We start from the raw sequence: 24,099 nt of genomic DNA on the forward strand, positions 1-24,099 counted from the left end.
ATAATTCCATTATTTTTAAACAAACATTTAAATTACATTACCCCTAATATATTCAGGACAGCACAGGATGGATACTACGACCTTGAAAGTTAAGTTTGGTAATGCGGTCAAAGAAAAAGACCGAACAACAAATCAACAAAAACAATAAATCTAAAATCAACGTATGCTTAAGATAATAAGACGTTTAGCTGTATTCTTATTTTGTTTAATAGGAAGCTTATCATATGGTCAAAACAAAGAACAAAAAAGCGAGAAACCTAATATCATATTCATTTTAACTGATGACCAGAGATTTGATGCTATAGGTTATGCTGATAATAAATTTGTAGAAACTCCAGAAATGGATGCTTTGGCAAAAGCAGGTACTTATTTTAATAAAGCAATTGTTACCACGCCCATTTGTGCAGCTAGTAGAGCTAGTATTATAACCGGTCTACATGAGAGAGCACATAATTTCAATTTTCAAACCGGTAATGTTCGCGAAGAGTATATGGAAAACTCCTATCCTACGCTATTAAAAAACAACGGTTATTACACAGGTTTTTACGGGAAGTACGGTGTTAGATACGATGATTTAGAGAAGCAATTCGACGAATTTGAATCTTATGATAGAAACAACCGATATAAAGATCGAAGAGGATATTATTACAAGACAATTGATAATGATACTGTTCATTTAACTAGATATACAGGGCAAAAAGCCTTAGATTTCATTGACAGTAACGCATCTGGCAATGAGCCGTTTTGCCTATCCTTAAGTTTTAGCGCTCCTCATGCTCATGACCCCGCAGAGGATCAATACTTTTGGCAGAATAGTACAAATAGTTTATTGACTAATATTACCATACCCGAACCTGCCCTATCAGATGATAAATATTTTAATGCACAACCTGAAATAGTTAGACAAGGCTTTAATAGATTGCGCTGGACATGGAGATATGACACCCCAGAAAAATATCAACATAGTTTAAAAGGCTATTACAGAATGATTTCCGGAATTGACTTAGAGATTAAGCAAATTAGAAAAAAACTGAAGGAAAAAGGCATTGAAGACAACACGGTCATAATAGTTATGGGCGATAATGGCTACTTTTTAGGTGAGCGCCAACTTGCTGGAAAATGGTTAATGTATGATAATTCTATACGTGTACCATTGATAATTTTTGACCCACGAGTAAACAAACATCAAGATATTAATGACATGGTTCTAAATATAGATGTTACTTCTACAATTGCAGATCTGGCTAATGTAGAAATACCTAACACATGGCAAGGAAAAAGTCTTATGCCACTTGTAAGTCAAGAAAAAAAGTCCATAGACAGAGATACCGTTTTAATAGAACATATTTGGGATTTTGAAAGCATTGCCCCCAGTGAAGGTGTGCGTACCAATGAATGGAAATATTTTAGATACGTAAATGACAAAACAGTAGAAGAATTATACAACCTTAAAAAAGACCCTCTAGAAATCAACAACTTGATCGGTAAGAAAAAATATGTTGAAACGGCAAACAAGTTACGATCTAAACTAGATGAACTTATAAAAAAGAATAGTAACGAATATAGAGCTGCCCCTACAGATTTAACGGTTGAATTGATCAGGGCACCAGAAACAGAGGTTGAAATTTTTGACCTACAACCAGAATTTGGTTGGACGGTACCTTCGGCATCCAAATTTCAATCTGCGTATCAAATTTTAGTAGCTACGGATAAATCAACTATCGATGCCAATAATGGCAATGTTTGGGATAGCCAACGAGTAGCGTCTAGCCTATCAACAAATGTAGAATATAAAGGTAAGCCCTTAGAAACAGGGAAAACGTATTATTGGAAAGTAAGAATTTGGGATGAAGACAATCGTTTGGTTGATTATTCAGACACACAAAAATTCACCACAGGGCAAAGTGATAGTTATATCATCTCTACCGAAAACAAATTTGTGACAACAAAGGTAGATCCGGTAGTATTCGAAAAAAGAGGTGATTCTTATTTTATGGATTTTGGCAAAGCAGCCTTTGCAACTATCGATTTTAACTACAATGCAAAGAAACCACACACCTTGACATTTAGAATTGGTGAAATGGCAGATAAAGAAGGTAATGTTAATAGAACACCACCAGCAAAAAGTAACATTCGCTATCAAGAGATTCAGGTTGATGTAAAACCAGGTCAAACGAAATATCAGATCGAAGTACAAAAAAATGAAAGAAATACTAGACCTAACCAAGCTGTAGCATTACCTAAAGGGTTCCCCCCACTTCTTCCATTTAGATATGCCGAGGTAGAAGGAACTCAAGAAACAGTTTCTAAAGAAGACTTTCAGCAATTAGCATTTCATACCTATTGGGATGAAGAAGCAAGTAGTTTTGAGAGTGATGACGACATACTTAATCAAGTTTGGGATTTATGTAAGTATTCTATAAAAGCAACCACATTTAATGGACTTTATGTGGATGGAGATAGAGAAAGAATACCTTATGAAGCAGATGCTTACCTGAATCAGCTAAGTCATTATACCACTGATCGTGAATTCGCTATGGCAAGACGTACTATAGAGTATTTCATGAAAAACCCAACATGGCCAACAGAATGGCAACAACATGTAGCTCTTTTAATTCATGCGGATTATATGTATACCGGCAACACTGAGTTAATTGAGAGATATTATGATGCACTTAAGCATAAATCATTATTTGAACTTTCTAATGAAGACGGTCTAATAACTTCAACGAAAGTTGATAAAGAATTCATGCGAAAATTGGGATTTCCTGACGGATATAAAAAACCATTAACGGATATTGTTGATTGGCCTCCAGCGAATTTCAATGGTAGTAAAACGGCTGGTGAACTTGACGGTTTTGAATTTATGCCATACAGTACCGTAATTAATTCATTCTTTTATGAGAATATGAAGATTATGGCCGAGTTTGCCAAAATCCTTGGAAAAACTCAAGAAGTATTAGACTTTGAACTAAGAGCTGCAAAAGCCAAGAAAGCGGTTAACGAACAAATGTTCGATAAAGAGAGAGGAATTTATGTAGACGGTATTGGCTCAAAACATGCATCTTTACACGCTAATATGATGCCATTGGCATTTGGTTTGGTGCCAGAAGAGCACTACCAAACTGTTGTTGACTATGTTAAGTCTAGAGGTTTAGCATGTAGTGTTTATGGGGCGCAATTTTTAATGGATGGTCTCTATAATGCCGGTGAACAAGATTATGCCTTAGACTTACTGACAGATACCAGTGATAGAAGTTGGTACAACATGATTGAAATTGGCTCTACCATAACTTTAGAAGCTTGGGATAATAAATACAAAAACAATTTGGATTGGAACCATGCTTGGGGTGCGGTACCTGCTAACATAATACCAAGAGGACTTTGGGGCATTAAACCTAAAACACCTGGTTTTGGCATTGCCACTATTAAACCTCAAATGAGCACATTGAAATCAAGCTCCATTGAAGTACCAACTGTACGTGGTGCCATTAAGGGTATATACACACACAACGGGCCTAGGTTACAAACCTACGAAATCGAAATACCTGCAAATATGGTAGCTGAGTTTAGTTTGAATAATTTAGATGGTAAAGATTTTATTCATAATGGCGAAAAGGTGCCATCTGCATTTGAAAGTATTAGACTTTCACCTGGTAAACACACCATTCAATTAAAAATCAATTCTTTTTAAACACTATACATGAACTATAATTGACATCAAAAATTACATTTTTTAAATTTTTAATAATGAGGTTTTTTACGTTTAAAAAACCTCATTATTAGCTTGTTTACTAAAGTTTAATTTATGAGTTCAGTTCACTACGCATTTAAGGCTAAGACATTCAATCAACAAGAGAGTTCTATGTTAATCTTCTTGGCTGTAAAGAAGGCAGATCTACTGAAACGTGAATTGATTTTAATTTTTTTTGACAATCAATTGTCTGCCCACGTGGTAATCTCAAGTTAACGCAAAAAAACTAGACTATATGAATTTACGAAAAAACCCGTCATCTTTTCATGTAAAAATCGGGTATGTACTACTTTGCTTTTTGCTCGGTTATTCCTGTAAACCGGTACAAAAACAAGAAACAGTAACGAAGGTTAAACAAAAACCCAATATCCTTTTTATTGCAGTGGATGATTTGCGACCAGAGCTGAATTTTTATGGTGCAGCACATATCAGTTCCCCAAATCTGGATGCATTGGCCGCGGAGAGTTTGGTCTTTGACAGAGCCTATTGCAGCGTTCCTACCTGCGGTGCCTCTAGGGCTAGTATTCTAACAGGAACACGCCCAACACGTTATAGATTTTTGACCCACGACGTAAAAGTGGACGAAGAAATTCCCGAAGCAGTTACTCTACCAGAACTGTTTAAGGCCAACGGATATACTACCATTTCCAACGGAAAAGTGCTGCATCATAAAAACGATAGGCAAAAAGCTTGGGACGAAATATGGCGACCTGAAAATGCAACTACTAAGTATTTAACCGAGGAGAATAAAAGCTTAATTGCAGTACCCAATCAAAGAGGAAACCCTTTTGAAAGTTCTACAGCGAATGAAAGTGAATATCTAGACGGTCAGATTGCTACTAAGGGTATCGCCGACCTTAAAAAACTTAAAGCATCTGGTAAACCCTTTTTCTTGGCTATGGGTTTTATGAAACCCCACCTACCCTTTAATGCACCACAGAAATATTGGGATACCTATCCTATCGAAAAGATTCACCTACCCGAAAGCTATCAACAACCAAAAACGACACCCTCCAAAGCATTTCATGGTTTTGGAGAACTTCGTAGTTATCACGGAGTGCCAAAGAAAGGTCCGGTATCAGATGATATGGCCAAAAAGCTCATTCAAGGCTATTATGCCTGTGTGAGTTTTGTTGACGCACAGATTGGTAGGGTATTGCAAGAACTTGAAACTAGCGGTTTAGCAGAGAATACCATTGTTGTGTTGTGGGGCGACCATGGGTGGAATTTAGGCGAACACCAACTATGGTGCAAGCATTGTACGTTTGAGACCTCTTTACATAGTCCGTTGGTGATAAAAGTACCCGGTAAAACCAAAGGAAACCATGTTTCCAATATTACAGAGTTTATTGATGTCTATCCAAGTTTGGCAGAACTAGCTGGTTTAGAAGTTCCAGAAAACCAATTGGAAGGAGAAAGTTTTGTGTCGCTCATTAACAATACACCCGAAAAACGGCAAAAGAATTACGCGATATCTAAATTTAAAGATGCGGTTACCATAATACAAGGGAACTATTTCTATACAGAATGGACCGACCACAAAGGAACCGCCTATGCCAGAATGCTATTTGACCACAGTACCGACCCCATGGAACTGGATAATCTAGCTGAGAAAGCAACCCACCAAGATATCGCAAAGGAAATGGCAAAAGTACTTCGTGAAAAATGGGGTGCTAGTTTTCTTGTGAACACTATTGCAACTACTGAGGCAGAATAGCTAAACAACAAATTGATATAATAAGGAATTGATCGAATAAAAAATCCCCGAGTTAAAAACTCAGGGATTTTTTGTGTTCCGTTACATCATAAACTTAGATTTCCAAGATTCTTCGTAAGGCTTGACCCAAAGTTTCATTGCTTCTCTATTATAGATAGTACCATTTGTACTATCGATATCAAAACCTTGGTCGATACGCGATGCCACATTTGCATAATGCACCATTGCCATTGAAATGTTTGCATCATCAATAGGTGCTTGTAAAGATTCATTTCCTCTAACAGCTTCAAAGAAGTTCATAACATGAATGGTAGACATATCGCCACCACCGCCTAAAGCAACGCCACCTTCTTGACCACCGCTTGAAACTTCTTCTATGAGCTTTCCTTTTCTATCGAACAATTTATAATGACCGCGGTTTACAAAAACGGTACCTTCGGTTCCGTAGATGATAACACCACGACCGCTACCGTAAGTATTATATGCGTTTCTACTTTTTCCGTCCCATTCGATCTGCTTATTCCCCTCAAATGTAAATTTAGCCATCATGGTATCATACATTTCCCATCCATCATCTTTAAAGTGCCTTTTGGTAGCATCTACTTCTACTCTTTGTGGTAAATCAACATTTAAGGCCCAACGTGCCACATCTAATTCATGGGTTGCGTTATTGCCCATTTCAGCAGTACCGTAATTCCATCCATACCAGTGCCAATTATAGTTCCAAGTTTCCGAGGTATATTCCCTGTGAACTGCTGGTCCTTGCCAATTGTTCCAGTTTAGACCTTCGGGAACAGCCGCTTGTTTCTGGTGTGGCACCTCGCCTCTACCGTTATTATAAAATGCCAATGCTTTGTACGCATGCCCTATTGCACCATCATGTATTTTTTGAATTACTTGTTGCGTATGTGCAGAAGACCGTTGTTGGTTTCCCATTTGCACTATTTTACCATATTTTTTAGCAGCTTCCACTAAAAGTTCATTTTCTTCCATGGTGCAACTGCTCGGCTTTTCAACATACACATGTTTACCAGTTTTCATAGCCATAATTGCCCCAGGCGTATGCCAATGGTCTGGCATAGCATTTATAAGAACATCAACCTTGTCATCATCTAAAACCTTAAAAATATCTTGCTCAAGTTTCGGAGTATAATCAATATGCTTTTCAAAATTAGAGGCAGCTTTTGTCATTTGCGATTGCATAGCATCGCATAAGTAAACTAACTTAACATTACTATTTTTATGGGCAATTGGCTCGTAAAACGCGCCTAATCTACGACCTAAGCCTGCAACCGCAACGTGAAGACGGTCATTGGCACCAACAATGCTATTATAACTTTTAGCACTCATACTCATTGAAGATGCACTTGCCAAACCTAGACCAGCTAATGTAGATTTTTTAACAAAAATTCTTCTACTATTGTTCTTACTCATAAGTTTTAATTTTAATGTTTTTAAATGACACCAAATCACCATGGTCTTGTAACAGAATATTGCCTTTTTGCAATAGCCCAAAATTTGGCCAATCTTTATATTTACTTTCACTAACAAGTTTTAGAAACTCTTCGCTTCCGCGATTATATTCTAATACTTTAACACCATTAAGCCAATGTTCTACTTTATTATTTTTTGAAACGATATGTGCAGTATTCCATTCTCCAATCGGGTTCATATGTTTTGTTGTATCTGCTTTAATCAAATCATACAACGATGCTACAGTTCTGCTACCCTCATGACTACCTAACTTCGCATCTGGATGTACGTCATCATCTAAAATTTGAAATTCAAGACCAATTGAAGATCCCTCTCCTTTGTTTAACTCTGTATCAACGTAATATTTGATTCCGCTATTTGCACCTTCTGTAATTTTGAAATCGGTTTTCATCTCAAAATCAGCATACATTTTTTCTGTTACAATATCGCCACCGGCAGTAGATTCACCGCCACCTGTTGCCAGCACAATAAGTTCACCGTTTTTAATTTCCCATCCTTTTTTAGGAAAAGAATCTAGCTTCGCACCGCGCCAGCCTTTGGTTGTTTTACCGTCCCAAAGCATTTGCCAACCATCTTTTTTCTCTTGAAAAGTAAGTTGGTTTTTAGTGATAATTGGTTCTAAGGGAGATGACTTACTATATTCCTTTAAGTTCTCAGTAATAAGCTCCACATTTTTCCATTTGATTTCCACTCCTGGTTTCCCTTTTTTGCCAATACTATGTACTTGTAGGGCAATAAAACCCTCTTGTGTCATATCATCTATTAAATGAGCGGCAGGTATATTATTGATCCATGTCTTTAAGGTATCGCCAATGACTTCAATTCTAAAATGGTTCCAATCATTTGGTTTATAAGATTTTTGGGCAGCTTCATTACCTTCTAGTGGACTTAGCCATTTTCTTCTTTTTTCATCATAAATACCACCACTCCAAGATCTTCTTGAAGGATCAATCTCAATTTGGTAACCGTGAACAATACCATCTCTATACCAGGGAAAACTATTACTTCTAATTTGAACACCAGAATTTGAAACCGAATCTGTTTTAAAATCGAGTTCAAGTATAAAATCGGTATATGTTGAGTCTGTGGCCAAAAAAGTATTTGGTGTGTTTGCCACGGTTGTTCCAATTATTTCCCCGTTATCTACTCTGTAGGTAGCATCACCCCCAATAATATGCCAACCTTTTAAATCGTTTCCGTTAAAAATTGGTGTTAAATGGTTTTTATTTTCAGCTGTACAACTTGACAAAAAGGCAAAAAATAAGGCATAATAAATTCCTTTAAATTTTTTTTTCATTCTAATTTAGGTTTAAAATATAATTTACTTAGTGCTTAAAGTTAGCTCAAATACGCTAAGAACTATCCTGTGCTTACATGCATATATCTACCCTTTAATTATATAATTCACAATATCACAACCTTAAAATTACAAGCCTAACACTACAGGATAGCATAAAGATGTCAAAACCTTAAATTGCTATAATTCAAAAAATCATAAATGAAAATTGCTGTTCAACGTATTATAGTACCATTAATACTAATTTTTAGTTCTAGTTATTATTCAATTGCTCAAGTTTCTAATTTAACAGCGCCAATTATAAATGAAAACAACTTCTTTCAAACACAAAACAACCATGTCGCTGTTGAAGCTGAATATTTTTATGAACAATCTAAAAGCGACTTACGACAGTGGTACAGATTCACCAAACATAAAAGCGCAAATACAACAGACGACATAATTGAGAACCATAGTATTGGTGCAGGCAACAGTAGTTACATACAAATTTTACCAGACACTAGAATTACCCATACTGATGAACTTTTACCAGGTGAGAACTTCTCTAACAAACCAGGTGAACTTGCTATTTTAAATTATAAAATTAAAATAAACGAACCAGGTCGTTATTATGTTTGGGTTAGAGCATATAGTTCCGGTAGTGAAGATAATAGTATACATATTGGTTTAAATGGACAATGGCCAGAACATGGTCAACGTATGCAATGGTGCGATGGTAAAAATGAATGGTCGTGGTCAAATAAACAAAGAACGAAAGAAGAACATTGCGGAGTTCCTCATGAAATTTATCTAGATATCAAAAAAAGTGGTATTCATGACATTCAATTTAGCATGCGTGAAGATGGCTTTAAATTCGATAAATTCATTTTAACAAAGGACAAGGATTACCAACCGGAAAGCAAAGATAGACCGGCAATAATAAAATGGCCGGAGCCTACGTATTATCAGTTAATTTCTTTATCGGATATAGATAACAAAACCTTACCTGTAGCAGATTTTCCAATGGAGAATACTGGTTATTACAAAGATGCCGGTGGCCAATGGTTTGCCATAAACCCAAATAAGAATAAGGAAGCAAGTACTACTACAGACTTTAATTTTAAAGATGGAGTTTATGATGTTGTATTTGTTGGTGTTGGTGAAAATGATGGGCAATCTAAGTTTACAGTTTTACTAAACGATAAGGAACTAGGAACCTTCACACCATCATTAACCTCTAAAATGTTTGATGAAGGAGAAGATTTTAATGGGTTATGGCAAAATGTCTCTCTTAAAAAAGGAGACAAAATCACGGTCAAATCTACCATAGGAAGTACCGACGGTAAAGAATGGGCTAGGGCAAGATGGTCCGGTCTAATTTTTACACCAGTTGGTAAAGGCGAAAAAGTAAAAAAGGCAGATGGTACCATCAAAAATTCTACAGTAGATAGAATTCCAAAAGTTCAACCACCAATGGGGCGTATTGCAATTGTAGCAGATGGCAATTCTCCCGATCCTGATGATTTAGGTGGTACAGCTGTTTCTTTAGCACTTTTAAAGGCGACAGGGTTTGAAAATAAACTTGTGCATTACTCCCATAGCTGTGATCTAATCCGAGTAGAACGAATATCTGAACGAGCAGAAAAAGAAAGACACGCCATGATGCAAACTGTTTGTGATGTAACGGCAAGGCGTTGGGGAGGATTTGATGATATTACCTTTTTTGATGCCAAATGGCAACAAGAGCTTACGGTGAATGACTTAAGAGATGCCATAAACGCTTCATCTCAAAGTGATCCTTTATGGATTGTTGAGGCTGGTGAACCGGATATCATCGGGTACGCTTTACATGCATCAAAAAAATCTAAACATAAATATGTAAAAGTAGTTACACATCACCCGGCAAATGATGACGCAGGCGATTTCTTTAGCTGGCAAGACATATTGGATTTTGGGGTGGAGGAAATAAGAATACCCGATCAAAATACACATTTAAAAGTGACCTTGGCGGAGTGGGATTGGGCAAAAAACCATACAGACCCAAGAATACAATGGGTATGGCTTCAAGGTAAAATAGCTGAAGTCGATGATGTCGTTAAATTTCAAAAAGGAAAATGGGATTGTTCAGACGCAGGTATGGTACTGTATTGGCTAACCGGTGCTTCTAATGGCGGTCTAGAGTTAGGCACTGTAAACGATGTTAAAAGTTTACTACTGAATTTTATTGAAAAGAAATAAAAAAACAAGAACCACCGAATTTAATTTCAGAACTATGAAAAATATCATCATTGCCCTTCTTTTAATATGGAGTGTAAATTGTACGGCACAAGAAAAAATTAAAGTACTTATAGTCGATGGTCAAAACAATCATCAAATATGGCCTAAATCAACTATTATGATGAAGCAATATTTAGAAGATACCGGTTTATTCGAAGTCGAAATATCACGCACTCAGTTTATTTGGAAAGCAGAACGGGAGCAAGACTATTTAGAAATTGCAACAAGTCAAAAATCACAGTTAGTCGAACAACCTATAACCGATCAAAATTTCAAGCCTGATTTTGCTAAATATGATGTAGTTATTTCAAATTTTGGATGGAAGGCTGCACCATGGTCAAAGAAAACCCAAAAATCATTTGAAAGATATGTCAAAAAAGGTGGTGGCTTTGTAAGCATTCATGCTGCAGACAATTCTTTTCCACAATGGGATGCATATAATGAAATGATCGGACTAGGCGGTTGGGGTGATCGATCTGAAAAAGATGGTCCATATGTGTATTTCGACAATGCAGATAAAATGGTTGTTGATACATCAAAAGGTGCAGCAGGCTTTCATGGCGCTAGACATAGATTTCCTATTACGGTAAGAAACACAGAACACCCAATCACCAAAGGAATGCCCAAAATATGGCTAACAGGTATTGATGAGTGTTATGCCAAATTACGTGGCCCTGCAAAGAACATGACCATATTGGCAACAGGCAAAGACCAGAGTGCAAAAGCCCCAACTGATCGTCATGAACCCATGCTAATGGCAATTAACTATGGTAAGGGAAGGGTTTTTCATAATACACTTGGTCATGATTTAGATGCTTTTGAAAACGTAGGTTTTATTGTTTCCATTTTACGAGGTACGGAATGGGCTGCAACAGGAAAAGTTACACAGCCCATACCAGATAATTTTCCAACAGAATCAAAAGCTACTAGACGTCCCTTTCAACTAAATAAATAATGATAAAATTAAATGCTGCTTTAGTTGCAAAAATTAACAGGTATATCCATTTATGAATTCAAAAAAAAATCAACATATAACTAATTATATCTCCTTTATCTGTTTTCTGATTATTATTGGCTTTACAAATGCACAATCTTTAGAGCACCCGGTAATAATGACCACCAAAGGTGAAAAAATAAAAATACTAGATAATATTGAAAAATACAGATGGGCAAAAAGCTTGGTAAATCAATTACACAGTCAAGTTGATAGTACCCTAACAGAACATCTTAGCAACCCTGAACTTCTACTAAATAGAATACCAAAATTTGCGACAAGTGATCATCAAAACAAAGAGAAAAAAGCCGGACCGGTTGCAGCTGCCCATAATAAAGTTCTAAAAATGGCCGCAAATGCCGGGATGTTGTTTTACCTAACGGAGGAGGAAAAATATGCACAACTTTCAGCAGACATTCTTAATGTTTATTTTGACCATATTTCGCAGCTCACCCCAGAGACCACTACAATTTGTGGTTACGCTTTTTTTGACCCTAGAACAACATATGACCAAATTGCAATTGCTTACGACTTTATATATGACTATCTAAAAAAGCCAAATGCTAAAGTATATAATCTAAAAAAAGGGATATCTACCGCCTTTGACAACAATAAAGCACAAAAAGCCTTAAAGAATATAGTGGGCAATGTGCTACAAGAATATGGTAAACCTGATAGGCATGGTCAAGTTATATCAAATCACCCAATTCTTACGGCTCCAGGAGCTTTGTTCGGTATTTTATGTATAGAAGATGATGCTGAACGTGAACGTCTGTTCCATATATTTTGGGAAACTGGTACGGCTCATCAAAACTCATTCACTAAAACCATATTACCCATGTTCTCTGGTCAAGGAATATGGCCAGAATCTTTAAGCTACAGTTTCATGCCCATAATCACTATGGTATTAAATATAGTAGATAGGGTAAAACCAGAAATGAACGTAACAGAAAATAATCAACATATTTTTGAAGGAAATTTTCTTTTCGATTATTTAAGGAATCCTGATCGTACTTTTGTGCGGTACGGCGATTCTAAACGATACAATGACTTTACTGCACCGCTATATCGATATACCTTAAGTATTGCAGATCGCCGAGGGTATACTTCCTTAAAGCAAAAAGCAGAAGTTGCGCTACAACTGTCGTACCAGTCGCAAGGCGGCTACCACCCTAATATTGGCCAAGACAATATTTTCAACAATTACAATGCGTTACAATTGTTCTGGGGAATACCATTATCAGATACTATAGATGAAAATATAGACCTCAACAAACCGACCGTTATAGTTGACCATGCAGGTATAGCGTTACAACGAAACTTTGTTAAAACAGATAACGAATTATATGGGCTATGCGGCATAATTGGTGGCGCACACTATGTTCACTCTCACCTCACCGGTATTGGTATGGAGTTATATGGAGCAGGTTATATTATGGGGCCAAATGCCGGACTACCACCAACAGTCTCTGAGCGTCAAATACCATTACACGAACATTATTTTAGACTTTATGCAGGTAATAACACGGTAATAGTAAACGGTACGTCGCATGGTCTAGATGAGGGTTCATGGAAAAGAAAAGCAAACGTTTGGCAGAACACCACAATAAATATTGCGGCAGAACCAAAACATTTAGAAGACCCTATTTCAAAAGAATTTAGTTTCGCAACCCAGTTTTTAAATGATACCGTTAATGATGCACAACAAGAGCGGACTTTAAGTACTATTCGCACAAGTGCTACCACTGGTTATTATTTTGATATGTTCCGATCAAAAGCAAGTAATACCAACAATTTTCATGATTATATCTATCATAATATTGGCGACCGAACATTACTGACTAACATTAAGGATAAGGAGCTAAACCTACAACCAACCGACCGTTACCAAAATGATATTGGCGATGTGGTAAAGTCGCCCGGATGGCGATATTTTGAAAATACCGAAACAACGAAAAACATTAACGATGGTATTCAGGTAAGGTTTGATATAGATTTTAACAAAAGCTATATGCACATGATAATACCTAAAGAAACGAAACGTGCATTTACTACTGCATTGGCACCACCTACGCGTGAAGCAAAAAACGGCTACGTAGATAAAAAAACCCAAGTTTTGGTAATTCGACAAAATGGTGAAGCTTGGAAAAATCCTTTCATTTCAATATTTGAACCTTCAACAAACAAAAAATCTAGTGTTCAACAAGTAAAAACTTTAAAAGAAAAGGATAAAACCGTTGGGGCTGTTGTCATTTCAAAAATCGGAAACACCTTAATTACCGATTATATAATTTGCCAAGATAATAACGATGCTTTCTATGAGAACAAAAAATTGAAACTTGGTTTTCATGGTCGTTTCGCCATAGTACGAACTACTAAAATTGATGACAAGACAGACATTACCCTGTATATAGGTGATGGTAAAAAACTAAAATTTGACGATAAAGTATTAGAGCCAAGGCATAAAACATATGATGTAATACACTTTAATTCGCAAGCTCTATGAAGTTACATTATAAGTTAACCATTTTAATAGCTTCAATTCTTCTTTTTGGATGTAAAACAGCAGCTCAAAAGAAAAATATCCTCTTCATACTAGTAGACGATTTTGGATATAACGACATGAGTTTTAGAAACAGTAGTTTCTATGAGACTCCGAATATTGACCAACTAGCGAAAGAAAGTACCGTTTTTAATGAAGGTTATGCAAATTCTAGGGTATGTAGTCCTTCTAGAGCTAGTATCATGACAGGTAAATTTACGGCTAGACATGGTATTACAGATTGGATAGGTGCACCTGTAAAAGAAGAGTGGCGAAAAAAAGAAAGATTCAATAAACTATTACCACCTGAATACATTGAGAATTTACCTGCAGAACATATCACTTTAGCAGAAGCTTTGCAACAAAATGGGTACAACACATTCTTTGCTGGCAAATGGCATTTGGGAGAAAAAGGATCTTGGCCAGAAGACCATGGTTTTGATATTAATATTGCCGGTAATGGTGCAGGAAGCCCTAGGGGAGGCTATTTTTCTCCATTTAACAATCCTAAATTAAAAAACAACCTAAAGGGTGAAAACCTTAGTATGCGATTAGCCGATGAAACTGCAAAATTTATAAAGAACAATAAAGAGAAACCTTTTTTTGCTTTCCTATCTTTTTATGCGGTACACGGACCAATAGAAACTACACAAGAAAAATGGCAAAAGTACAGAGAGAAAGCTAAGTTTAACGGTATTGAAAACAGTGGTTATACCATGGGGCACTTTTTACCGATACGTCAAGTACAAGACAATCCTATTTATGGTGGATTAGTTGAAAATATGGACGATGCCGTTGGTCATATTTTAGGCTCATTAAAAGAAATGGGGCTAGATAAAAATACTCTGGTAGTTTTTACATCAGACAATGGTGGCGTTGCATCGGGAGATAATTATTCCACATCAAATTTGCCATTACGTGGCGGTAAAGGATATCAGTTTGAAGGTGGTATCAAAGAGCCCTATTTTATAAAAGCTCCTTGGATCAAAAATACTATCAAAGAAACCAACATCCCTGTAACTGCAGCCGACCTCTACCCTACTATTTTAGATTTAGTCGATGCTAATTTACTACCTGAACAGCATGCTGATGGTTTAAGTTTGAAATCAGTATTGAAAGGTGCAAACTTGCCAGAGAGACCCCTAATATGGCATTATCCTCATTACGGTAACCAAGGCGGTGAACCTTCATCAATTATAAGAAAAGGCAAATGGAAATTGATTCACTATTACGAAGACAAAAGAAACGAGCTATATAATTTGGAAAACGACGAAGCTGAACGAAATGATATTTCTTTAGAACATAATTCCTTAACTAAATCTATGTTGAGTGAGCTATTGAATTATTTAGATGGTGTTGGCGCTAAATATCCAGTAAAAGACCCCAGCTACGATAAAAATTTAGAACAAAATTACCTCAACAGAATCAGTACCGAAAAATTAAGGAATTTAGAAAGTGAAAGGTTAAAGATATTAGACCCAAATTTTAAACCTAATGCTGATTGGTGGGGAAGTAAATTAACAAAAGAGTAATATGTATTTAAAATTTAAAAATTATAAAATTTCGACTTTACTAATGATTGCATTACTGATCACCGGTATTTCATGTAAAAAAGAGAAGGAAAAACTGTCAGAAAAATTAGTACAAAATTTTAAGAATCCGCCAAACGAATTCAAGCCAATGCCTTTTTGGCATATAAATGGTGAGTTAACAACTGCTGGCATAAAAAAACAAATGACCGATGCCAAAGAACAAGCAGGTTTCAGTGGTATTAGCGTATTACCGCTAGCTCCTAAAAAAAATGGAAGACCTGGTACAACACCAAAATTTCTTTCGAAAAAATACCTAGAACGTTATCAAGACGTCTTAAATACAGCTGAAGACTTAGACATGCAGGTAATTCTATATGACGACAATGATTTTCCAAGCGGAATGGCCGGCGGAAAGCTTGGTGAACTTTTCCCAGAACATACCATGAAACGCCTGGACAAAGTAGAAAAAACGATCAAGGGTGCGCAAACATTTACAGATAGGCTACCAGAAGGACAATTACTAGCTTTGGTTGCCATGAACCCGAATACCCTAGAGCGTATTGCGCTGAATGAACAACTAAATGGAAACTCCATCACTTGGCAGGTTCCCGAGGGCGATTGGAAGATTATGTACTTTGTTTTGGTAAAAGACAGTTACCACAAGGCCTTTCCGGTAGTGGATTATCTGGATACGACAGCTGTGCGGAAAATGATGAGTCTCACCTATGACGTTCACAAAGAAAAATTTGGATCTTATTTTGGAAATACTATAAAGAAAGTATTTTTTGACGATGTTGGTTTTTGGAAACATCCAAGAACTTGGACAGGCAGGTTTAATGAAAAATTTAAAGAGTTGAATGGTTATGATCCCGAGCCTTGGTATCCTGCGCTATGGTATCATATTGGTCCAGAAACGGAAACGGTACGTAACGCATTTTTCAAAACTCGAGCAGAGCTATTGGCCGAGGGATTTCCAAAATTAGTTGGCGAATGGGCTAAAGAAAATGGATTAAAAGATACGGGGCATCCACCGGGAAACTATGACCCCACGCCAATCGACATGAATGCCGATATTTTTAAATTTTTTAGACATACTTCCATGCCCCTTACTGATGCCATTATTGGATATCAATTTGGACAAAACGGTCATAAGTTGATTAGCTCGGCGGCAGATTATTATGATAGACCTGTCGTTTCTACGGAAATCTATGGGGCTTACAAAGAAAACACCATGGATTCCTTAATGCTCTATCGCTCTGTAATGGACATCTTTTCCCGTGGGGTCAATTTTGTAGTTCCCCATGGCTTGTGGTACAATCTAGAACAGATATATATTTCGCCATTGGTATCGCCCTATAGTGAGAAATTAGTGGCCGCACTACCAGCGTATTCCAATTTTGTTGGTCGAGCCTGTATGCTATTGCAAGGTGGAAAAAGAGTTTCTAATATAGGTGTATTTTATCCTTTTGAAGAATTGGCGGGCTGGTACCGGTTTGAAGACCCTGAAAACCCAAGACAGGGATTTTTCATATCCCCCGAAACGAACTATCTAGAAATAAGCGGACTCCTGACTAGCAATATTCGACAGGATTTCACCTTTATTCATCCCGAGTTTTTTCTTGAAGATAAATATAAAATTGGCAAAGGTTCTGTAGTACTGAACAACGAGGAAAATAAACAAGAATACGGTACGCTTATCATTACCGGGAGTTCGGTAATATCAGTTAAGACTTTGGAAAAAATAAAAGATTATTACGAAAAAGGAGGTTTTGTGGTATCCACCGGACAGCTTCCTTTTAAATCATCCGAGATGGGACAAGATGAAAAGGTAAAAGCTCTGATTACCGAAATATTTGGTAAGAATCAAGAGTCAAAAGATAGTTCTGACATACAGACTAACAATCATGCTAACGGCGGTACAGCAATACACATTCCAAACCCCAATGAAGAAAACCTCGCCGAGGCATTACATGCACGAATTGTTGAAGATGTTGCCTTTAATCCGAGTCCTAAATTGGCAACGGACATGGGCAAGTTTTCATATATCCATAAAATAAAGGATGGGCAAGACATTTATTTCTTTTCTAATTCTAGCGACGAAACTATTAAAACAGAGGTTACTCTAAAAGGTAAACTAGAGTTATATAAAGCAGACCCGCATAATGGAAATATTGAAAAAATAGAAAATATTTCCCACTTTACTATTGATAATCAAGAATTTACAAAAAGCACACTAACATTAAAACCAGTTAGCGCAAGCTTTTGGATATCAAATAATTAATAGAATGAAAAATCAATCCATTTTACTAGGCGTATTTTTTTCCATCTTTTTAAGTTGTAAAAACGAATTAAAGACCGAAGTTATTAAACAACCCAAAAAACCAAACATAGTATACATTTTAACCGACCAATGGCGAGGTGATGCATTAGGTTATGCAGGTGACCCGAACGTAAAAACACCAAATCTCGATGCCTTCTCAAAAGAATCTATAAACTTTACCAATGCCGTATCGGTAACCCCAGTGTGCACACCGCATCGTGCAGCGCTATTGACAGGTAAGTTTCCTACCACTACAGGTATGGTTTTAAATGACATTTATTTACCAGAAGAAGAATTGACCATGGCCGAAATTTTCAAAGCAGAAGGTTATAAAACGGGGTACATAGGTAAATGGCACTTAGATGGGCACGGGCGTTCAACCTATATTCCTGAAGAGAGAAGACAAGGTTTTGAGTATTGGAAAGCGCTAGAATGTTCTCATAACTATACAAAAATGCCCTACTATGATAATAATGATACCATTCTGAAGCATTGGCCTGAATATTCACCATTTGCCATCACTAAAGACGCAAATGAATATATTACCAAACATGCCAAAGAAAAAGACCCCTTTTTATTGGTTTTATCCATAGGCACGCCACACTACCCACATGGCAGTGCCCCAAAAAAATATTTGGACATGTATGAGCCAGAAAAGTTACAATTGGCACCGAACATATCTAAAGAACATGAAGAAAGAGCTAGAAAAGAATTACAAGGTTATTACGCTCATGCAACAGCTACAGATGAGGCCATAGGTACCGTATTGAATAAAATTAAAGAACTAAGTCTTTTAGAAAACACTATAGTTGTATTCTCTTCTGATCATGGAGAAATGATGGGTGCCCACGGTGTAAAACCATTTGTAAAACAATTAGCTTGGGATGAATCTTTACGAGTGCCATTTTTAATCAGATACCCTTTAATCGATAATAATAAAGGGAGTATTATTAATGCCCCGATTACAACTCCTGATATTTTACCTTCTCTATTAGGCTTGTCAAAAATAAAAATTCCTAAAGATATTGAAGGAGAAGACCTTTCTGAATTAATACAAAATCCAGATCCAAATGCAGATAGGGTCGCATTAGTTATGAACGCAGCCCCTTTTGGATCAAATTATAATGACGATCCATATAGAGCAATTAAAACAAAACAATATACCTATATAAAAACACCTGCTGGTGCAAGTAATCTCTACGATAACATTAAAGATCCATACCAAATGAACAATCTATTGAATATGGCAGAATTCGAAGAACTTCAACAAGAACTTGACAAAAAGCTAGTTGTTTCTTTACATGCTATTGGAGATGAATTTAAAGGTAGAGATTACTACATGAACAAATGGAATTATAAATTCTCTATGGACAGAAAGGCAATTCCATTTTGGAAATTTGATGAAGGTATAGGTGAAGTTCAATCTCCAAAACCTATTAAATAACAGATGAAAAATCAACGAAGAAATTTTGTGAAAAACATTTCACTTTTTGGTTTTGCAAGTACTACCTACCCCCTATTAACCTCTTTTCTTACCCATAAAACCAATAGCCTTAAAAGTGAAAAAATTACAAAAATTGAGTTGTATAGATACGATATAAATATCCCAAGGTATTTTTCGTTTGGCACATGGTACAACCGCCAACATTTGTTTATGAAGGTTTCAGCCGGAGACTACTATGGTTGGTCAGAAATACCGGCTTCTCGCAATACTCCAAACCTAAACCCAATTACTTGGGTAAATTATGTAAAACAATTTAAAGGGCTAACTATAGAGAGCGCTCAAAAGTTATTGATATCTCAACAAATATCAGAAAGCGACACAAGCTTAAAAGAGATGGAGTTTATGGACGTAGCCCTGTTGGATATCATAGGAAAAATACAAAAAAAACCCGCGATTGAGTTACTAAACCTACCCCACAGAGCAGAAGTACCCGGTCTTTTTTGTATACTTTACAAAGATGTAGAAGAAGTTAGAAAAGAAGCCGAAAAAAGTATAGAACAAAATTTGGCTCACCATCTAAAATTTAAAATGTATGGCGATAAAAAGCTAGATTTAAATCTGCTAAAAACCATACGAACGGTACTAGGTGATGAGGCACAAGTCATTTCTGATGTTAATGGTGGCTATAATAACTGGAACACTATAGAAGAGTTGGCAGTCACATTGAAAATCTTTAAATCTAATGGATTAAATGCAATTGAAGACCCTGCCGAGCTAACGAGTAAACAGTGGACAGAACTTCAAAATTTGGTCGGTAATCTATCGTTAATACCAGACAAGCCATTAAGACCTTCTTGGAAAGGCATCAAGACCATATCACCTGGTATGGGTCGTATTTATAACTTACATCCATCAACCATGGGCAGCTTTAAACAAACTGCCTTTTTAGCTAAAAAAATAAAAGACTTTGGTGGAAAAATCATGATTGGTGACGACAGTTTAGTTGGTCCTGCATGTTCTGCTTGGCAACAAATAGCGATTGGAGCAGGTGCCGAATGGGTAGAAGCTATTGAGAAAAAAGAAGATTCAAAAGAGTATTTGGAATGTGTACTTCAATCACCTACAAAAAAACAATCTAACGGGTACTATTCTTTAGACCCTGCACCCGGTTTTGGTTTAATACTAGATGAGAAACGACTAAGAAATATCTGTTCATTATATATCGATGTCATATAACTTACGAGCTTACTAGCCACAAAATTTATCGAAATATAATCCTTTGAATAAATGAAAAATTTCAAAAAATCTTTTAGAAATTCAATTGAGCATGACATTACAGGATGATATATATAAACCTTAAAAGTAGATTTATATCAATTATTCATAAATGAAAAAATTAATTTTATTTCTTGCTTTTATTAGTATCAGCAATTTTTATTCACAAGAATCAAAGTCTTTAGAACAAGGTTTTAAAACCCCACCACAAGAATCAAAACCACGTACTTGGTACCATATTAATAGTAGCAATGCCTCTAAAGAAGGATTTACCAAAGATTTAAAAGCGATTAAAGACGCTGGTATAGGCGGTGTTTTAGTATTTAACGTGTCTATGGGATTACCAGAAGGCGATATTGCCTACAATTCTCAAGAGCATCGTAATATTTTAACACATGCCGCTAAAGAATGTGAAAAATTAGGATTGAGTTTTGGGGTGCATAATTGCGATGGATGGACTTCTAGTGGTGGCCCTTGGGTAAAACCAGAGCACGCTATGAAAGTGGTGGTGAATAGCGAAGTCATTGTAAAAGGTGGTAAAGCAATAGAAATAAAATTGCCACAACCTCCTGCACGATATAATTATTATAATGACATTTCTGTGGTAGCATATCCGTCTTTAGAAACAGAATTGATAGATGCGCAAATGCAACCTGTTATTACGGCTTCAAATCCAGAAATCAATATTGAACTAGCTACAGATAATCAAACAACTACCCATGCCGATTTAAAAGCAAAAGAGTGGGTGCAATATGATTTTGAAAAGGCACATACCATACGTTCTATGTCTGTTTTTATTAATAAACGAAAAGGTAAATTAACCTTATTGAAATCAGATGACGGTATTAATTTTTCAGTGGCTCATAAACCTAATGAAGAACGAATAGGTAAAGATGAATGTTATTTTTCAGAACATTTTGATCCCATTACAGCCCGTTATTTTAGAATTGTAACCGATTTAGACGCTGGTTTTTATGAAATGAATTTATCCGCAAGTCATACCCTGGGGAACCAATTAGAATTTACCTCGTACAGAAAAAATAAACGCCCTATTGGAAATCCAGATGAAGCAAGTTACATCAAAAAAAGTGACATTATTGATATAACAAATCAAATGGACGCCAACGGTGTGTTGAAAACAACCTTGCCAAAAGGAGATTGGACTATTTTGCGTTTTGGTTTTACAGCATCTGGAGCAACAAACGAACCTGCATCTCCTGAAGGAACAGGGCTTGAAGTAGATAAGTTTAGTAAAGAAGCCTTAAAAATTCATTACGATGCTTTTGTTGGTAAATTAGCAAAACAAGCTAAAATTGATGCGCCTAATGCGTTGCAATATGCAGAAATTGATAGTTATGAAGTAGGCCCGCAAAACTGGACGGATGATATGGCGCAAATATTCCAAAAGCGTTTTGGTTATGACTTTGTACCATTCCTACCCTTGTATGCAGGAAAATATATAGAAAACAACGAAACTATTGAAAGCGTTTTTTGGGATATTAAACAATTGATAAGCGACTTAATGGTTACTAATTATTTTGATTATTTTACAGAATTATGTCATCAAGATGGTTTAATATCTTACATAGAGCCTTATGGTTTTGTTGGACCTTTCAATAGTTTAGATGCGGGTAGAAGTGCTGATATTCCTATGGGCGAATTTTGGTTAGGCAAACCTAATAATCATAAACGTGCTGCTGTATCTTCAGGACATATTTATAGTAAAAACGTTATTTCAGCAGAAGCCTTTACCAGTACCGCATTAAACTGGAGCTTTCATCCAGCCTTAGCCAAAGAAAAAGGCGATTACGAATGGACAAACGGAATTAATGAATACATGTTCCATCGTTTTGCACATCAATCCAATACCCATGTAAAACCTGGCATGAGTATGAGTTTTGTGGGGTCACATATAGACCGAACACAAACGTGGTGGGAAAATGCAGGTCCTGAGTGGTTCAACTATTTGGCTAGAGGGTCATATATGTTACGTCAAGGAAACCCTGTGGTAGATATATTGGTTTTTGTGGGCGATAGAGCGCCTAGTCATGTTATTCATGCTGCTCAAATGCGTCCCAAATTACCTTCGGCTTATAAATACGATTGTGTAAATGCAGATGTTATTATAAATCGTTTATCTGTAGAAAATGGCAAGTTGAAACTACCAAATGGCATTACCTACAACGCTTTGGTTTTGCAACGAAGCGATGTTATGAATTTGGAAACGCTAAAAGGTATTGCCAATTTAGTAGAACAAGGCGCTATAATTATTGGTGAAAAACCTGCCACTTTGGGAGGTTATAACCACAACCAGAAAACAATTGATGAGTTTAAAACTCTGGTAGATACAATTTGGGAAAAACGAGAAGTGTATAATAATATGGATTGGGTGTCTATTTTTGAAGAAAACAATATTCAAAAAGATTTAATTGTAGAAGGGCAACCCGATTTCAATTATTACCACAGACGTTCAGATTCAGAAGATATTTATTTCGTTTACAATCATAATCAAACAGAAGCTGAAACACTAGAGTGTAGTTTTTTAGTAGATGGTAAAGTGCCAGAATTATGGAATTCTGAAACTGGTAAGATTAAGAAATTAGTAGAATACACAAACCAAAATGGAAGAACTAATATTTCTATTCAATTGAATCCTCAAGAATCTGTTTTTGTAGTTTTTAAAGAAGCAAAGAAGGTATTGCCAAAAGTAACTTACCTGAACTCAAATAACTTGCCAAAACCTTCATTTTCTCTAGATGAGAATAATAATCTTATAATGCAAGTTTATAAAAATGGAAGTTATTCTAGTTTGGTAAATACTACTGAAAAATGGAATGTGACCGTTAAAGACCTTCCTAATCCTATGGAAATAAAAGGAAATTGGCAAATTGATTTTAGAGAAGAAGATTTTTTTAAAGCAACAGTAAAAACGGACACCTTGTTTGATTGGACAACACACAGCACAGAGGAAATTAAACATTATTCTGGAACCGCTATTTACAAAACAACATTCAATTTAGAAAAAAGGTTTTTGAAGTCTGATAGACAATTTCAACTTAATTTAGGGGAAGTTAATGTTATTGCAAAAGTGATTTTAAATGGGAAAGAAATTGGAGTTAGTTGGATAGCACCATATAGTTTAAATGTTACGTCTGCACTAAAGGAAGGTGAAAACTTATTAGAAATAGAAATTACCAACCAATGGACAAACCGTTTAATTGGCGATGAAAAACTACCCAACCAAACTGGTTATGACGTTAGAAGAGGACAGCCTGGTTTTGGCGATGCAGAATTTAGAGGTAAGTTTAAAAAAATGCCAGAATGGTTTAGAAATAATGAGCCATTACCTGAAGGCCCTAGAAAAACTTTTAGTGCATATGGGTTTCAAAAAGCAACTGATCCATTATTGCCTTCTGGATTGTTAGGTCCTATTACCATTTCTACATCAAAAATTATAAAAAAATAACCAACGAA

The 24,099-nt window shown here is 36.2% G+C and carries 13 protein-coding genes; 11 read left to right on the top strand and 2 right to left on the bottom strand.

Going from position 1 to position 24,099, the window contains the following annotated elements; all coding sequences use genetic code 11:
- Window positions 1-163 precede the first annotated feature (163 nt).
- The 3 genes from SJY30_RS09040 to SJY30_RS09050 all read left to right on the top strand — a co-directional run bounded on the left by SJY30_RS09040 (window position 164) and on the right by SJY30_RS09050 (window position 5,471).
- Complete coding sequence (locus tag SJY30_RS09040) at window positions 164-3,694, top strand: sulfatase-like hydrolase/transferase (RefSeq protein WP_396635221.1); 3,531 nt, start codon at window positions 164-166, stop codon at window positions 3,692-3,694.
- A gap of 114 nt (window positions 3,695-3,808) precedes the next feature.
- A complete protein-coding gene (locus tag SJY30_RS09045; RefSeq protein ID WP_396635222.1) occupies window positions 3,809-3,970 on the top strand; it encodes a hypothetical protein in 162 nt (53 codons plus the stop codon).
- Window positions 3,971-3,989: 19 nt separating this feature from the next.
- The gene (locus SJY30_RS09050) at window positions 3,990-5,471 is read left to right on the top strand and encodes a sulfatase (RefSeq protein ID WP_396635223.1); all 1,482 of its coding nucleotides are present in this window, start codon (window positions 3,990-3,992) and stop codon (window positions 5,469-5,471) included.
- 81 nt (window positions 5,472-5,552) lie between these two features.
- Here the strand turns inward: SJY30_RS09050 and SJY30_RS09055 are convergent, their stop codons facing one another.
- Window positions 5,553-6,905 (bottom strand): Gfo/Idh/MocA family protein, encoded by a 1,353-nt coding sequence (locus tag SJY30_RS09055; RefSeq protein WP_396635224.1) that lies wholly within the window; start codon window positions 6,903-6,905, stop codon window positions 5,553-5,555.
- Window positions 6,898-8,262: a DUF1080 domain-containing protein gene (locus SJY30_RS09060; protein WP_396635225.1), complete on the bottom strand. Its 1,365-nt coding sequence runs from the start codon at window positions 8,260-8,262 to the stop codon at window positions 6,898-6,900. The genes SJY30_RS09055 and SJY30_RS09060 overlap by 8 nt, the downstream gene beginning before the upstream one ends.
- Before the next feature lie 201 nt (window positions 8,263-8,463).
- Here SJY30_RS09060 and SJY30_RS09065 point away from each other — a divergent pair, with 201 nt between their 5' ends.
- The 8 genes from SJY30_RS09065 (at window position 8,464) to SJY30_RS09100 (ending at window position 24,091) form a co-directional block, all read left to right on the top strand.
- Window positions 8,464-10,479 carry a hypothetical protein gene (locus SJY30_RS09065; protein ID WP_396635226.1) on the top strand — a complete coding sequence of 672 codons (2,016 nt, stop codon included), beginning with the start codon at window positions 8,464-8,466 and terminating at the stop codon, window positions 10,477-10,479.
- A 34-nt stretch (window positions 10,480-10,513) separates the two neighbouring features.
- Window positions 10,514-11,473 (top strand): ThuA domain-containing protein, encoded by a 960-nt coding sequence (locus SJY30_RS09070; RefSeq protein WP_396635227.1) that lies wholly within the window; start codon window positions 10,514-10,516, stop codon window positions 11,471-11,473.
- 52 nt (window positions 11,474-11,525) lie between these two features.
- Complete coding sequence (locus tag SJY30_RS09075) at window positions 11,526-14,018, top strand: hypothetical protein (RefSeq protein ID WP_396635228.1); 2,493 nt, start codon at window positions 11,526-11,528, stop codon at window positions 14,016-14,018.
- Window positions 14,015-15,586, top strand: coding sequence for a sulfatase (locus tag SJY30_RS09080; RefSeq protein WP_396635229.1), 1,572 nt, complete (start codon window positions 14,015-14,017; stop codon window positions 15,584-15,586). Before SJY30_RS09075 ends, SJY30_RS09080 begins: the two co-directional genes overlap by 4 nt.
- 43 nt (window positions 15,587-15,629) lie before the next feature.
- Window positions 15,630-17,867, top strand: coding sequence for a glycosyl hydrolase (locus tag SJY30_RS09085; RefSeq protein ID WP_396635230.1), 2,238 nt, complete (start codon window positions 15,630-15,632; stop codon window positions 17,865-17,867).
- A gap of 4 nt (window positions 17,868-17,871) precedes the next feature.
- Window positions 17,872-19,350: a sulfatase gene (locus tag SJY30_RS09090; RefSeq protein WP_396635231.1), complete on the top strand. Its 1,479-nt coding sequence runs from the start codon at window positions 17,872-17,874 to the stop codon at window positions 19,348-19,350.
- Window positions 19,351-19,560: 210 nt separating this feature from the next.
- A complete protein-coding gene (locus SJY30_RS09095; protein ID WP_396635232.1) occupies window positions 19,561-20,586 on the top strand; it encodes an enolase C-terminal domain-like protein in 1,026 nt (341 codons plus the stop codon).
- Window positions 20,587-20,737: 151 nt separating this feature from the next.
- Window positions 20,738-24,091: a glycosyl hydrolase gene (locus SJY30_RS09100; RefSeq protein ID WP_396635233.1), complete on the top strand. Its 3,354-nt coding sequence runs from the start codon at window positions 20,738-20,740 to the stop codon at window positions 24,089-24,091.
- Window positions 24,092-24,099 lie beyond the last annotated feature (8 nt).

It is taken from the genome of Maribacter sp. R86514 (assembly GCF_044597005.1).
In the GTDB taxonomy this organism is placed as follows: domain Bacteria; phylum Bacteroidota; class Bacteroidia; order Flavobacteriales; family Flavobacteriaceae; genus Maribacter.

What these genes read in the sequence shown, in the direction of transcription:
- SJY30_RS09040 (WP_396635221.1), top strand. Translation starts at nt 164, where the DNA reads ATGCTTAAGATAATAAGACGTTTAGCTGTATTCTTATTTTGTTTAATA.
- SJY30_RS09045 (WP_396635222.1), top strand. Translation starts at nt 3,809, where the DNA reads ATGAGTTCAGTTCACTACGCATTTAAGGCTAAGACATTCAATCAACAA.
- SJY30_RS09050 (WP_396635223.1), top strand. Translation starts at nt 3,990, where the DNA reads ATGAATTTACGAAAAAACCCGTCATCTTTTCATGTAAAAATCGGGTAT.
- SJY30_RS09055 (WP_396635224.1), bottom strand. Translation starts at nt 6,905, where the DNA reads ATGAGTAAGAACAATAGTAGAAGAATTTTTGTTAAAAAATCTACATTA.
- SJY30_RS09060 (WP_396635225.1), bottom strand. Translation starts at nt 8,262, where the DNA reads ATGAAAAAAAAATTTAAAGGAATTTATTATGCCTTATTTTTTGCCTTT.
- SJY30_RS09065 (WP_396635226.1), top strand. Translation starts at nt 8,464, where the DNA reads ATGAAAATTGCTGTTCAACGTATTATAGTACCATTAATACTAATTTTT.
- SJY30_RS09070 (WP_396635227.1), top strand. Translation starts at nt 10,514, where the DNA reads ATGAAAAATATCATCATTGCCCTTCTTTTAATATGGAGTGTAAATTGT.
- SJY30_RS09075 (WP_396635228.1), top strand. Translation starts at nt 11,526, where the DNA reads ATGAATTCAAAAAAAAATCAACATATAACTAATTATATCTCCTTTATC.
- SJY30_RS09080 (WP_396635229.1), top strand. Translation starts at nt 14,015, where the DNA reads ATGAAGTTACATTATAAGTTAACCATTTTAATAGCTTCAATTCTTCTT.
- SJY30_RS09085 (WP_396635230.1), top strand. Translation starts at nt 15,630, where the DNA reads ATGATTGCATTACTGATCACCGGTATTTCATGTAAAAAAGAGAAGGAA.
- SJY30_RS09090 (WP_396635231.1), top strand. Translation starts at nt 17,872, where the DNA reads ATGAAAAATCAATCCATTTTACTAGGCGTATTTTTTTCCATCTTTTTA.
- SJY30_RS09095 (WP_396635232.1), top strand. Translation starts at nt 19,561, where the DNA reads ATGAAGGTTTCAGCCGGAGACTACTATGGTTGGTCAGAAATACCGGCT.
- SJY30_RS09100 (WP_396635233.1), top strand. Translation starts at nt 20,738, where the DNA reads ATGAAAAAATTAATTTTATTTCTTGCTTTTATTAGTATCAGCAATTTT.